The sequence below is a fragment of the Pseudomonas sp. AB6 genome (assembly GCF_034314105.1).
In the GTDB taxonomy this organism is placed as follows: Bacteria; Pseudomonadota; Gammaproteobacteria; order Pseudomonadales; family Pseudomonadaceae; genus Aquipseudomonas.
The window spans coordinates 4,773,278-4,786,069 of the sequence record NZ_JAVIWJ010000001.1; the positions used below are offsets into that span (position 1 = coordinate 4,773,278).

At 54.8% G+C, this 12,792-nt stretch carries 11 protein-coding genes and 1 pseudogene; 7 read left to right on the forward strand and 5 right to left on the reverse strand.

Translation table 11 applies throughout. From position 1 onward, the window contains the following. Window positions 1-25: 25 nt before the first annotated feature. Complete coding sequence (locus RGW60_RS22255) at window positions 26-1,693, reverse strand: PleD family two-component system response regulator (RefSeq protein WP_322206641.1); 1,668 nt, start codon at window positions 1,691-1,693, stop codon at window positions 26-28. Window positions 1,694-2,241: 548 nt separating this feature from the next. Here RGW60_RS22255 and RGW60_RS22260 point away from each other — a divergent pair. The 7 genes from RGW60_RS22260 (at window position 2,242) to RGW60_RS22290 (ending at window position 10,269) form a co-directional block, all read left to right on the forward strand. Then, the gene (locus RGW60_RS22260) at window positions 2,242-3,330 is read left to right on the forward strand and encodes a DUF2333 family protein (protein ID WP_322206642.1); all 1,089 of its coding nucleotides are present in this window, start codon (window positions 2,242-2,244) and stop codon (window positions 3,328-3,330) included. Between the two features lie 3 nt (window positions 3,331-3,333). Beyond that, window positions 3,334-3,879: an NUDIX hydrolase gene (locus RGW60_RS22265; RefSeq protein ID WP_322206643.1), complete on the forward strand. Its 546-nt coding sequence runs from the start codon at window positions 3,334-3,336 to the stop codon at window positions 3,877-3,879. A 183-nt stretch (window positions 3,880-4,062) separates the two neighbouring features. Beyond that, window positions 4,063-4,434, forward strand: coding sequence for a translation initiation factor Sui1 (locus tag RGW60_RS22270; RefSeq protein ID WP_322206644.1), 372 nt, complete (start codon window positions 4,063-4,065; stop codon window positions 4,432-4,434). Window positions 4,435-4,595: 161 nt separating this feature from the next. Continuing rightward, window positions 4,596-6,509 (forward strand): arginine decarboxylase, encoded by a 1,914-nt coding sequence (speA, locus tag RGW60_RS22275; RefSeq protein ID WP_322206645.1) that lies wholly within the window; start codon window positions 4,596-4,598, stop codon window positions 6,507-6,509. 330 nt (window positions 6,510-6,839) lie between these two features. Continuing rightward, the gene (locus tag RGW60_RS22280) at window positions 6,840-8,501 is read left to right on the forward strand and encodes a contractile injection system protein, VgrG/Pvc8 family (RefSeq protein WP_322206646.1); all 1,662 of its coding nucleotides are present in this window, start codon (window positions 6,840-6,842) and stop codon (window positions 8,499-8,501) included. Beyond that, a complete protein-coding gene (locus RGW60_RS22285; RefSeq protein ID WP_322206647.1) occupies window positions 8,498-9,307 on the forward strand; it encodes a DUF4123 domain-containing protein in 810 nt (269 codons plus the stop codon). Before RGW60_RS22280 ends, RGW60_RS22285 begins: the two co-directional genes overlap by 4 nt. Before the next feature lie 77 nt (window positions 9,308-9,384). Then, window positions 9,385-10,269: an alpha/beta hydrolase gene (locus RGW60_RS22290; protein WP_322206648.1), complete on the forward strand. Its 885-nt coding sequence runs from the start codon at window positions 9,385-9,387 to the stop codon at window positions 10,267-10,269. On the opposite strand, the gene RGW60_RS22295 is transcribed toward RGW60_RS22290, so the two are convergent. The 4 genes and pseudogenes from RGW60_RS22295 to RGW60_RS22305 form a co-directional block, all read right to left on the reverse strand. After that, the gene (locus tag RGW60_RS22295; RefSeq protein ID WP_322206649.1) at window positions 10,263-11,612 is read right to left on the reverse strand and encodes an MATE family efflux transporter; all 1,350 of its coding nucleotides are present in this window, start codon (window positions 11,610-11,612) and stop codon (window positions 10,263-10,265) included. The genes RGW60_RS22290 and RGW60_RS22295 overlap by 7 nt on opposite strands. Before the next feature lie 110 nt (window positions 11,613-11,722). Next, window positions 11,723-12,016 carry a hypothetical protein gene (locus RGW60_RS22300; protein WP_322206650.1) on the reverse strand — a complete coding sequence of 98 codons (294 nt, stop codon included), beginning with the start codon at window positions 12,014-12,016 and terminating at the stop codon, window positions 11,723-11,725. 139 nt (window positions 12,017-12,155) lie between these two features. Next, a pseudogene (locus RGW60_RS23895) lies at window positions 12,156-12,289 on the reverse strand (DNA-binding response regulator); the annotation flags it as partial. Continuing rightward, complete coding sequence (locus RGW60_RS22305) at window positions 12,288-12,791, reverse strand: DUF4136 domain-containing protein (protein WP_322206651.1); 504 nt, start codon at window positions 12,789-12,791, stop codon at window positions 12,288-12,290. The gene RGW60_RS22305 and the pseudogene RGW60_RS23895, both read right to left, overlap by 2 nt. Between the last annotated feature and the right edge of the window lies 1 nt (window position 12,792).

The window sequence follows — 12,792 nt, forward strand, 5'->3', positions numbered from 1 at the left end:
GGTGGTTTTATATTCATGAAGGCCGTTACGGCGCAATCACTGCGTCGGCCAACTCTTCAAGAAAGCTGGCGTTGGGCTTGAGATGACCGGCGTGCACTTGATTGCGCCCCGCATCTTTAGCGCGGTATAGCGCGTCGTCTGCCAAGGTCGCGAGCATCAGGCTGTCGGCACCGTCGCAAAATTCTACGACGCCAGCACTGAACGTGCAGGATAAATCCAAAGGTTGCGCCGGGTAATGGATTTCGGCGAAGCGCTGGCGAATCTCATCAAGCACCCGGTGAGCGTTATGCAGATCAGTGTCCGGCATGACGACGGCAAATTCTTCGCCGCCGTAGCGGCCGATGAAGTCAGTTTTGCGCAATCTCTGCTTGAGAAACAGTGCCAGGCTTTTAATAACGCGATCACCCATGGGATGGCCGTGGGTGTCGTTGACGCGCTTGAAGTGATCGATATCAATCATGGCAAAACTCAGCGGCCTGCCTTCGCGTCGCGCGCGAAAGCTACAATCTTCGAGCAGTTGCAAAATATGCGTGTGGTTATACAAGCCGGTCAGACTGTCGCGGACCATGCGTGACTTGAGGTTGCGCGCCCGCGCCGCGCGATTGCGCACGGTGGTGATCAGGTGGCGCGGCTTGATTGGCTTGGTCAGGAAGTCATCACCGCCCTCGCTCATTGCATCTAGTTGCTTGTCCAGATCGTCTTCAGCCGACAGATAAATGATTGGTACGCTGACATAACGGTCGTTATGGCGGATCACTTTGGCCAATTCCGGTCCGGTGCAGCCCGGCATGTACATGTCGAGAATGATCAGATCCGGCTGGAACTCTGCGAGCTCGGCCATGGCTTGGATGGGGTCAAGCAATGTGCGAGTAACAATGCCAGCGCTATTGAGTAGCCGCTCGGTGTGAGTGGCTTGGGCGCGTGAGTCATCAATGATCAGCACTTTATAGGGTTCGTATTGCGCCACGCAGGTGAGCACTTCGATTTTCTCCAGCAGGCTTGAAGCTTCAAGCGTGCCGGTCAAAAATTCTTGGCCACCTGCGCGAACCGCCGCAAGTCGCGTGGGCGTGTCGGTTTCAAGGTGACTGAAAAACAACAGCGGCAGCTTGAACTCCAACCCTTCCTGGACCTGTGCCGCCAGTTTCAAACCTTGGCCGGGGCCGCCGAAATCCACGTCCATCACAATCGCGGCGGGATGGCGCTCGGCCATGCTGGCGTGAAAAGAGGCTATGTTTTCCAATGCAACAGCGCTAAGCCCAAAAAACTCGAGCTGCTTGGCCAATCGATCGGCACGCTCATGCTCTTGTAGCATCACATAGATCGGCTTGCGCAACGGCGGCAGAGAGGTTTGCTCCAGCCGATCGCCGTGCCGCAGGCCTGTACGGGAGAGACGTTGCATCAATTGATTGAGTTCAGTAATCAGGCCGCTGCTCAAGCGCCCGCGGTTGGCTTCAACCGCCGCGAGAGCCAGATTGATACTGCGCGCCAGTTGAACATGTTCGAGTTGTTCAAATCGTTCGGCAAAACGTAGTAAGCGAAGCGTTGACTCAGCAAGTTCAGCCATGTCGGCCGCCGACCATTCACTTTGTTGCAAGCGTTGCCAGACCTCAAGAATTTGACGTGCCTGATGCGTTACCCGCTGGGCAAAGTGATGTTTGAGTCGATCACGACTCGGGTCTTCTGGCTCGGTCATATCCTGGCTACTGATTATGGTGTGCGCTGAGGTTGACTGGTGGCGGTATGCTAGCACTTCTTCACGCTATCTAGTGTGTCGCAGGTCAATTAACTGCTAACTGTAGGTAAAATTGGCGCCAAAAATTTGGTGGGTATATACGATCGTATAGCTTCTCTTAAACTGATCGAGTTTTCTGTCCGAGCAACGGCATCTGTAAGTTTTTTCAAATTATTAGTGTGTATTAAACGAAAATTCCGGCTAACAAACATATCTCAGAGGTCACACTCCCCGGCGTTTTAGAGAGGCATGAGTAATATAAAGATTACTAACAGGGACGATAAAACTGTTTGAGCAGAAGAGAGGCGTCGGAGAATTATAAATTGAGTAAAATTCGTATTTTTAAATCATGCTCAGAAAGCCTCTGCGGTAGCGCAGCGTTAGAGGCGAAGTGCCATCGCCTGTGAGTGCGCTTGGCCATGAGATCGCTAGTCTCACTCCCACACCAAGGCACCTTGCTGTAAGGTTGCGGTCGAACCATTGAATTTCGTGATTGAAGGGACATAGCCATGCTGGACTGGAAGAAGCGTGCTGGCAGCGTAGGGGATCGTGTTGACGAGCCCGCGGTTGGGACTCGCTCCCGTGGTTACTGGGGGGGCGTTTTTTTTAGCCGTGCGTTAGGCATCGTACTCGCTGTTTATCTGCTGGTGGCGGTGCTGATCGGGTGCTATTGGAGCAGCGAACCGAAGTTGTTCCCGGTTCAACAGAACGCCCAAGCGGCCGCTCAGCGTGATGGCAAGCAGATGGTGGTGGGCTACACCACCGTCGAAACGCTTAAGACCGTTGCGACGACATTGCTCGACAAGCCCGGCGGTTATCTATCTAACGATCGTTTCCCGCCGGGATTGTGGTTGGACAACATCCCGAGCTGGGAATATGGCGTATTAATTCAGGTGCGCGACATGAGTCGAGCGCTGCGTAAGGATTTCGCCCGCTCACAATCGCAGTCGGCTGAAGACAGCGACTTGGCCAAAGCCGAGCCATTGTTCAACTTCGATAACAAAAGCTGGATTCTGCCCTCTACCGAGTCGCAGTATCGAGACGGTATAAATGCGCTGAGCCGTTATCAAGCGCGGCTGTCGGACCCGAATCAAAAGGGTGCATTGTTCTATACCCGCGCTGACAATCTGAATAACTGGCTGGGCGACGTAGGCACCCGACTGGGATCACTGTCGCAGCGGTTGTCGGCCAGCGTCGGTCGGGTCAAGCTCAACAGCACGTTGAAGACCGAAACGCAGTCGACTATGACTCTCCAACCAGGCGAAGTGCCACAGGTTGACGAGGAAATTGTCGAAACCCCATGGATGCAAATCGACAACGTGTTCTACGAAGCGCGTGGGCAAGCCTGGGCGTTATCACTGTTATTACGTGCCGTCGAAGTTGACTTCGCCGATGTGCTGGCGAAGAAGAATGCGACTGTCAGCGTCCGCCAGATCATCCGTGAGCTGGAGGCATCGCAAGAGCCTCTGTGGAGTCCGATGATTCTTAATGGTAGTCCGTTCGGTGTTTTGGCCAACCACTCGCTGGTGATGGCCAACTATCTTTCCCGGGCTAACGCTGCAGTGATCGACCTGCGCCAATTACTGTCACAGGGGTAAATGATGCAGGTCTCCCCTCGAGAGGCGGCTCACCGTGCCGCTTCTGATGCAGAACAAATTGCTTGGGTTGATGAGCAGGACCTGCCGCTGGGTTCCATCAAGCGGGCCCATTTGCGCAAAAAAGGTCTGATCGGGCGAGGCACCTATATTTTGTTGTTCAATTCGGCCGGTGAGCTTTGTGTTAATCGGCGCACTCTGAGTAAAGCGATTTATCCAGGTTACTGGGACGTGGCGGCAGGTGGGATGGTGCTCTTCGATGAAACCTATGCGCAATCAGCTGCGCGAGAACTGGAAGAAGAATTGGGCGTGAGCGGCGTGCCACTGCTTGCCCATGAGCGTTTCTTTTTTGACCAGCCGGGCAACCGTTTGTGGTGCGCAGTGTTCAGTGCGGTATGGGACGGTCCGCTGATCTTGCAGCCTGAAGAGGTGCTTGAAGCGCGATTTATTCCGGTTAACGAGGTCTTGCAGGAAACTGAGCACAAACCTTATTGCCCGGACTCCCTGGCTGCGTTAAAGCGCTATTTAGGCCGGTCTATGCGTAACGCATAAAAGATGATGATCGGTGCATATTTGCGCTTAGCATCTGCACTTTTTGCCGTTACACTGCGCGACCTTTTCAAGCTGAGCCATTGATTGGTTCAGTAGCGCTGCCCCTGCCTGAGTGGGGCTTCGCGGTCGGTCTACCGCAACGCCGGAGCCGACCCGTCTTTGTCCTCCAATAGAGGATTGCCGGTGGCCAAAAAAGCCGCATCCTTCGCCGCCCTTGGCGGTTTGGTATTTTCTACGGACGCAGGACGGCATTGCCCCGACTGTAGTCAGCCCGTGAATGCCTGTGCATGCAAACAAACCACTATTCCCGAAGGGGACGGAATTGCCCGCGTACGCCGCGAAAGCAAGGGCCGTGGCGGCAAGACGGTGACCACTATCACCGGTGTGCCGCTGGCCGAAGACCCACTCAAGGACTTGGCCACTACGCTCAAGCGTCGCTGCGGAACTGGCGGTGCGATCAAGGAAGGGGTGATCGAGATTCAAGGTGATCACGTCGAGCTGTTGCTGGCGGAGTTGGCGAAGCTTGGGTTCAAAGCCAAGAAGTCAGGCGGCTAGATCCGTTTTCTAAACTCTGCGTTTCAAAGCGGGTCTATTCCTCAGCCTCCGCCAAGGCGTTTCAACGCTGACACGCGTCAGCGCCAAATCGTCATTTCCACTCTTTACACTGCGCCAGCCCATCGTGGCTGATGCCATTTGACTTCTTATAGGGGACTTCGATGTCCGTACGACGCACACGCAAAGACGATGGCAGCCAATGGACAGTTGCGGACAGCCGCAGTGTTTATGGGATTCGTCATTGGGGGGCTGGTTATTTTGCAATCAACGAAGCCGGCCGTGTTGAAGTTCGCCCGAAGGGTCCGAGCAGTTCTCCCATTGATTTGTATGAGCAGGTCGACGCACTGCGTAAAAGTGGCCTGTCCTTGCCGTTGCTGGTGCGCTTTCCTGACATCCTGCAGGACCGGGTTCGTCAACTGACAGGTGCATTCGATTCCAACATCGAGCGCTTGGGTTACCAGAGCAAATACACCGCGTTGTACCCGATCAAAGTCAACCAGCAAGAAGCTGTGGTTGAAAATATTATCGCCACTCAGGATGTGTCCATCGGCTTGGAAGCGGGTTCCAAGCCCGAGCTAATGGCCGTGCTGGCGCTGGCGCCTAAAGGTGGGACGATTGTCTGCAACGGTTATAAAGACCGTGAATTCATTCGCCTGGCATTGATGGGGCAGAAGCTGGGTCACAACGTTTTTATCGTGATCGAGAAAGAGTCCGAGGTCGCGTTGGTGATTGAAGAGGCCGCCGAACTCAAGGTCGCCCCTCAGATCGGTTTGCGTGTGCGTTTGTCTTCCTTGGCTTCTAGCAAATGGGCTGATACGGGCGGCGAGAAATCCAAATTCGGTTTGTCGGCGGCGCAGCTGTTGTCAGTTGTCGAGCGTTTCCGCAAGGCGGGTCTGGATCAAGGCATACGTCTGCTGCACTTCCACATGGGTTCGCAGATTGCCAACCTGGCTGACTATCAACACGGCTTCAAAGAAGCGATTCGTTATTACGGCGAGCTGCGCAACCTCGGGTTACCGGTCGATCATATTGACGTCGGCGGCGGTCTCGGTGTGGATTACGACGGCACTCACTCGCGCAACGCCAGTTCAATCAACTACGACATGGACGATTACGCCGGCGTTGTGGTTGGCATGCTCAAGGAATTCTGCGACGAGCAGGCGCTTCCGCACCCGAATATTTTCTCTGAGAGCGGTCGGTCGTTGACCGCACACCACGCAATGTTGGTGGTTCAGGTGACAGACGTCGAAAGCCACAACGACGAAGTGCCAAAGATCGCGGACAAAGAAGGCCTGCCTGAAACTGTGCAGTGGCTAGTCGACTTGCTGGGACCAACTGATATCGAGATGGTTACTGAGACTTATTGGCGTGCTACGCACTACATGAGCGACATTGCCACTCAATACGCCGATGGCAAAATCACCTTGGCACAAAAAGCCCTGGCCGAGCAGTGCTACTTTGCGGTGTGCCGTCGCCTGCATAACTCGTTAAAAGCCCGCCAGCGTTCCCATCGTCAAGTACTGGACGAACTCAACGACAAGCTCGCCGACAAGTACATCTGTAATTTCTCAGTGTTCCAGAGCCTGCCAGATACTTGGGCGATTGGTCAGGTGTTGCCGATCCTGCCATTGCACCGTCTCGATGAAGAGCCAATGCGTCGTGCGGTGTTGCAGGATTTGACCTGTGATTCCGACGGTAAAATCAAACAGTACGTTGACGAGCAGAGCATCGAAACCAGCTTGCCGGTTCATGCACTCAACGAAGGCGAAGACTATTTGTTAGGCATTTTTCTGGTGGGCGCCTATCAGGAAATTCTTGGGGACATGCACAATCTGTTCGGTGATACCGATTCAGTGAACATTTACCAAAAGCCAGATGGTAGCGTTTATCACGGCGGGATCGAGACGCACGATACCATCGAAGACATGCTGCGGTACGTTCACTTGTCGCCTGAAGGGTTGATGAACCAATATCGCGACAAAGTCGCCAGCGCTAAAATTACCCCTCGTGAACGCACCCAATATTTGGATGCGCTGCGCTTGGGGCTGACGCGCTCGTCGTACTTGTCTTCTTGATTCGCAAATACATAACATTGGTTAAAAATAAAGTTGTAGGGGCTGCCGCTGGCTGCGATTGGACCTGGACCGGTCGCTTTTTAGACCGTTAAAAGTCGTACGGACCTAAAGCCTTCGGCAGCTCTTATAGGTGTTGTGTTTGCTGCGCGGCGGGGAGGAATATCCATCACATGTGAGCCTGCTCCCCAGGCAGCACGCTCAGGTGTGATGGATGCCTGTCCGTCTTGTCCTGTTTTTTTGTAGGAGGTTTCCTATTCTGCAATATGGCCCTCTACTCCGATGGTTCTCTCGGCGAGAATCCTCGGCCGTTCCCTCGTAGAGCAATAGCCGATGTTCGATCCAGTCAACGCACCTTTTTTTCGTCTGGATATCCCGAACCTGAATAACCCACTCACTGTGCTTTCGTTTACCGGTACGGAAGCGATCAGCCAGCCTTTTGCGTTTGAACTAGACGTGGTCATCGAATCTTCCGTTCTGAACGTAAAAAGCTTGATGTATCGCTCGGCGTGGCTGAGCTTCGCCGGGACCCAAACCGGTATCAATGGGCAAATTCAACGTGTGGTTAATATCCACCGAGACTCGAGCTCCGATCACTACCGATTATGCTTGGGACCACGGTTGGGCTGTCTTGCGCATCGCTACAATCAGCGCATTTTTCAAGACCTGTCAGTCCCGCAAATTATTGCCCGGGTTATCAAGGAGCACGGTATTCATGCTAACGCGCATCGCTTCGAACTAAAGCATGCCTACCGTGAGCGGAGTTACTGCGCACAGCATCATGAGTCTGATTTGCAGTTCGTTCAGCGGCTATGTGATGAAGAGGGTATTCATTACCATTTTCAGCACTCCAAGCAGCGTCACGTACTGGTATTTGCGGATACTCAAGGTGGATTTCGTCGAGGCCCGACGTGTTTTTTTGAAACCGTTCCCCGGCGCCTGATACCGGGTAAGGCTGAGCCTACAAGGCATCAGATTGATCGGTTTTCCGTGGGCAGCATCGACGCCGAGCCTTTCGGCCAGCGCTCCTTGGAGCGGGCTGAGGGTGAAAGTACCTCACCTTACCTGGGCGCGGGTTTGTTGCTGCCATTAACTGGACATCCGCGCAAAGAATGGAATCATCTCTGGCTGCTGACTGAAGTCCAGCACCAAGGCAACCAGGTTCACATGCTTGATCAGCTGTTGGCTGCCGACGTCAGCGCGTTGCCCTATCGCAATCGTTTCGTGGCGACACCCTGGGAGATCGGTTTTCGTCCAGCTCCGCCAGAACCTAGGCCAAAGATGTTGGGCGTGCAGCGCGCCCGGGTGATGGGGCCGGTCGTTGGTCAAGAACATTGCGACGCGTCAGGCCGTATTTGCGTGCAGTTTGATTGGGGGTGGCAAGGTCAGGGCGCCCACTACGCCAGTTGCTGGATACCCATGTCATCTACTTTGGGCGGCGAATTCAGCACTCGGCCGCGGGTAGGAATGGACGTGGTGGTGAGTTTCGTCGATGGCGACCCTGATTTGCCCATGGTCACGGCCTATCTGGAGGACTATGACGCGACACCTCCTATTGACGCCTGCGTAGATGCGCCCATCAGTGAGGGCGCCGAACAGCCCTCCCTTGAACTGTGCCTTGACCTGGACAGCTTTGCCGGCGCTGGTCAGAAAATCGCCATCACAGGCGGAATCACGCTGACGTTTGAAAACGATACACAATTGACGTTCGCGGTGGGAGACAGCTCGCTGCGCTTTGAAAACGATTGCTTGATGCTTCATAGTCGACAAATAAACCTGCAAATGCTCGGAGCGGCGACGGTCACTGATGCTACCGACGTCCTACCTGCGAGCGCATTGAACACCAATACCCAGCATTTGCTGGAACTCATAAAGGGCAGTCATCCGTTGATCGTGCTCTGCTGGCAACCGTCTGGAGGGAGTTTCGCTCATTGCCAATTACAACCATGCGACTGTCGGATGCGAACCGGTATTGATGGACGGGGCTTGTCATGATTCGCACCCATCAGGGTTCTTCTTCCGATCCTCAGCACGATTGGCTTTTGCTCGATACGCCTGGCGTACCGGGGCTGGCTGATCGATTCAAACAGCAATTTGGCGATAGCCACGGGTGGGACGAATTGCTCGCAGACACCGACCTGCACGTGATTCGTGATCAGGGACCGTTGTTGGTGCACCTGCCATTGGGCGACCCATTGAACAATGTACTCCCGCAAGAGACGGCACCATGGCCAGGTCTACGTATTGTTTGCGCGGCGCCCAAGCAGCAATTGCTCGACCATTTGCGCCGTATGCTGACTGTACGTTTCGGTGGCCACTACAAAAGTTTGCTGACCTATTACAACGTCCAAACTGCGAGTTATTTTTTCGACGAAATGGATGCGTTGGAGTTAAGTCGTTGGCTGGGGCCCATTGAGTCGCTGATGTGGTACGGCGGTCCTTGGGTGACAAAGGTAGAAGACACCCAAGGAGTCCAGTCGGTCATTAACCCAGCGCTTGAAGTAACGCCGCTGACCATCGAGCCTGAACTCGGTTTGAAGCAGGAAAAAAAGCTGCAGCAGTGCCTGATCGAGCGTCACGCGTATGTGTGGAGTCGCGCCACCGGCAGTAATTACCGTAAGACCCTTGACCATATTCATGAAGGGCTGCGCCACGGTTTCTGCGACAGTGCAGTGCTCGACAATTGGCTAACGTTGCGTGCAAGGTTTGCGTCAGCCGCTGTTCCGCCCATACTTCCGGGCGATAATCCGCATCAGCGTTTCGCGAACCTTGCCAACTATTGGCTGGGTGGGTGGTCGTAGTTTTACTGGCTTTTACGGAACCGCCGATTTCGGCCCATACGTGACGGGTCCTTCGTTAATGAGCATGAGGCAGTGTAATGACACCCTACGTATTCAAAGCGGTGCTGACTGGGTTGTTGGCCGCCTTACTGGCGGCGTGTTCACCGATCAATGTGCTCAATGCCCTAACCCCTGAAAGCACTTTTACTCGAGTTTCCGATATCGCTTATGGCAGCGATCCGCGTAACAAGCTGGACGTATATACCCCTGTAAAGGCACCGGCTAATGCGCCGGTGGTTGTATTTTTTTATGGCGGAAGTTGGAACAGCGGCTCAAAAACCGATTACACGTTTGTCGGTGAAGCGCTGGCTTCGCGGGGGATCGTGGTCGTTATTGCCGATTACCGGTTGTACCCTCAAGTGCGCTATCCGGCCTTCTTAGAGGATTCTGCTCAGGCAGTGGCTTGGGCATATAAGCACGTGCATGAGTATGGTGGCGACCCTGAGAACCTCTACGTAATGGGCCACAGTTCGGGCGCTTACAACGCCGCGATGATTGCCCTCGATCCGGTGTTTCTCGCAAAAGTCGGACTCAAGCCGTCGATGCTCAGCGGTTGGATCGGCCTAGCCGGGCCTTATGACTTCTTGCCTATCGACAACGAGGACGTCAAGCCGGTGTTTTTCTTTCCAAATTCGCCACCTGACTCTCAGCCGATCAATCACGTCAGTCCAGAATCACCGCCTGCGCTATTGATCGCTTCGAAAGGTGACAAGGTGGTAAATCCGACCCGCAATACCGGTGGCCTGGCGGCGCGTTTGCGAGCCGATGGTGTACCTGTACGCGAGTTGTACTTCTCTCGAACCGGGCACGCTACTCTAGTCGCCGCCATGTCCCGACCGTTGCGCGCACTGGCGCCAGTGCTGGATGACGTAATCGATTTCATTCACGCCGACTTGCGTACCCAGCCTCTAGCCACTCAGTGACCTGAAGCGGCAAACCAGCCGTCGCTGCGATTCAGGCCCCTGGCTACCACGCCCAGGGTTATGCCGCGCAATAGCATGAACAAAATGAACGTCAGCCACAGCCCATGATTGCCCAAGTCTTTGGCGAACCAGGCGAAGGGCGCTATAAGTGCCACGCTCAGGAGCATGGCATTGCGCATTTCCCGCGCCCGGGTAGCACCGATGAATAAACCATCGAGCAGGTAGCTCCACACGGCAACCACCGGCAGCGCGGCCAGGTACGGCAGGTATTCGAATGCCGTTTCGCGGACTTCGGGAATGTTGGTCTGCATCTCGATGAACAAATGCCCCGCAAACAAAAACAAAATCGCGAACGCCAAGCTTGCGAGCAACGACCAGCCGGCCGCAACCGTCAATGAACGGCGCAACGAAGTGCGGTCATGGGCGCCAATGGCGTGACCACACAATGCCTCGACTGCGTGGGCCAGCCCGTCTAATGCGTGGGCGGTCAGCAGCAGACCGTTGAGCAATAAAGCATTGGCAGCGACCGTTGCATCGCCCAACCGAGCGCCCTGTACCGTGATCAGGAAAAATACCGACTGCAGCGCCAGGCTGCGGATGAAGATGTCGCGATTGACCGCCAGCAGGGGGCGCCAATTTTCCCAGTGTTTGAGCGCCGCCCACGCTACTTGGCCGGGAAACGCGCGCAGGCCTTTGTGCGTCAACGCCAGACCGAGCAGAGCACCGATCCATTCAGCCAACACCGAGGCTCGGGCCGAACCGACAACTCCCCAATCCAGGCCCATGACGAACCACAGATTCAGCGCGATGTTCACCAGATTGGTTGTCAGCAGGATCGCCAGTGGCGCTCGGGCATTCTGGGTGCCGAGGAACCAACCGACTAATGCATAACTAGCCAGCGCGGCGGGCAGGCCGAATAAACGGGTATGGAAGAAGTCCAGGGTCAGCGCTTTGAGATCGGCTGAGGGCTGCATCATGTCCAGGGCCATGTGGCTGAACGGAAGCGCAAAGATGCCCAATACCACCGACAGGATCATTGCCAGCAGCAATCCTTGCAACAGGATTTGCCTGAGCGCTGCACCATCATTGCGTCCGGCGGCCTGTGCGGCAAACCCGGTAGTGCCCATTCGCAGAAAGCCCATCGCCCATGCGAGGAAGGTATACAGAGTAGCGCCGACTGCCACCGCACCCAGTTGGTGGGCGTAAGGTAAATGGCCGATAACGGCGCTGTCGACCAACGCCACCAAGGGAACGGAAATATTCGAGAGAATCATCGGTGCGGCCAACGCCCAAACTCGTCGATGGGTTGTGCGGTCGCGCCAATCGGTCATCAAGCTGGACATGGAAGCTCCTTGGAAGGCGCGCAGTGTAACAACCTGCACTCATCGTGAGCCCCACCTAACTCGATGCTAGCTAATCCATTGGCGATGGATCAACGGGGGTTGGCCGCTGATCAATGAATAATCCAGCTCAACAACCACAAGCCGAGAACCATCCAGATGATGCCGGAGATAATTGAGGCGCGCATGAAGGCGCGAATGGCGGAGTACAGCAACATCAAGCCGATGATCAGCGCGATGATGCTGATCAGTGAGGTGTTCATGCCCAGCGTGCGAGACAGGCCCTCGACAAAGTTGCCTCCGGCATGCCCCAGTATTTTGAATAGCCAATCCAATCCATCAACCACAAACCGAATGATGGCGCCCAGCATCTGACCGAGCCATTCGAAAAAGCTTTCTGTCCGCATATGCATGCCCTGAAGAAAAAAGAAGTCTGTCGCTTGGGCTACTTTAGAGGCCAGCGAGTTCCGTGGAGGATAGAGGCTATTTGCCTTAAGTTTTTAAAAACGTGCGGCAGGGCTTAGGGTCGTGCGTGTTCGACAACTTTCAATGTGCCGTAACACAGTGCTGCGCGTTATTCGGCAACAGGGCCAGGGCCAATTGAGTACGGTTATGCATGCGGTCAGGCGCAGTACTTGAGAAACATATAACTTCACGGTGTTTTCAGTAATGCCCAGTTCATCCAAGATCAACGGTTGTTTGGCTGGAATTAACCACTTGTTCGGTGCTGCCGCGCCTGACCAGCTTGCCGTCCCTGGCATCGAGCAAATCGATTTGCAGGGTTGAGACTTTGTAATCGACATTTCGGGTTTCAGTGATTCCGCCACCCCATCCGCCCCAACCACCGCCCCATAGGCTGCCGCCGTAGTTGGTGCTGACCATTTGCTGGCGATTCTCAACGATCAAATAGGTTTGTACTTTAATGTCCGCTTGGCTCCCTGGTGCGGCCATGCGCAGTCCTCGCTGATCCAGCTGGCCACTTACCGATTGACGAATACGTTGTTCAGTCAAGTCGCTCTTTATTCGCGGATCGTCGGGACGATATTGCACGCTGGGCTCTTTCCAGGTCCAGCTGCGGTAGGCGCCAAAATCGCGTGTAACGTCAAAGTCACGGTTGACCTGATTGGCGACGCAGGCGCTCAGCGACAGTGCAATAGATAATATGGACAGGCGCCGTAACATG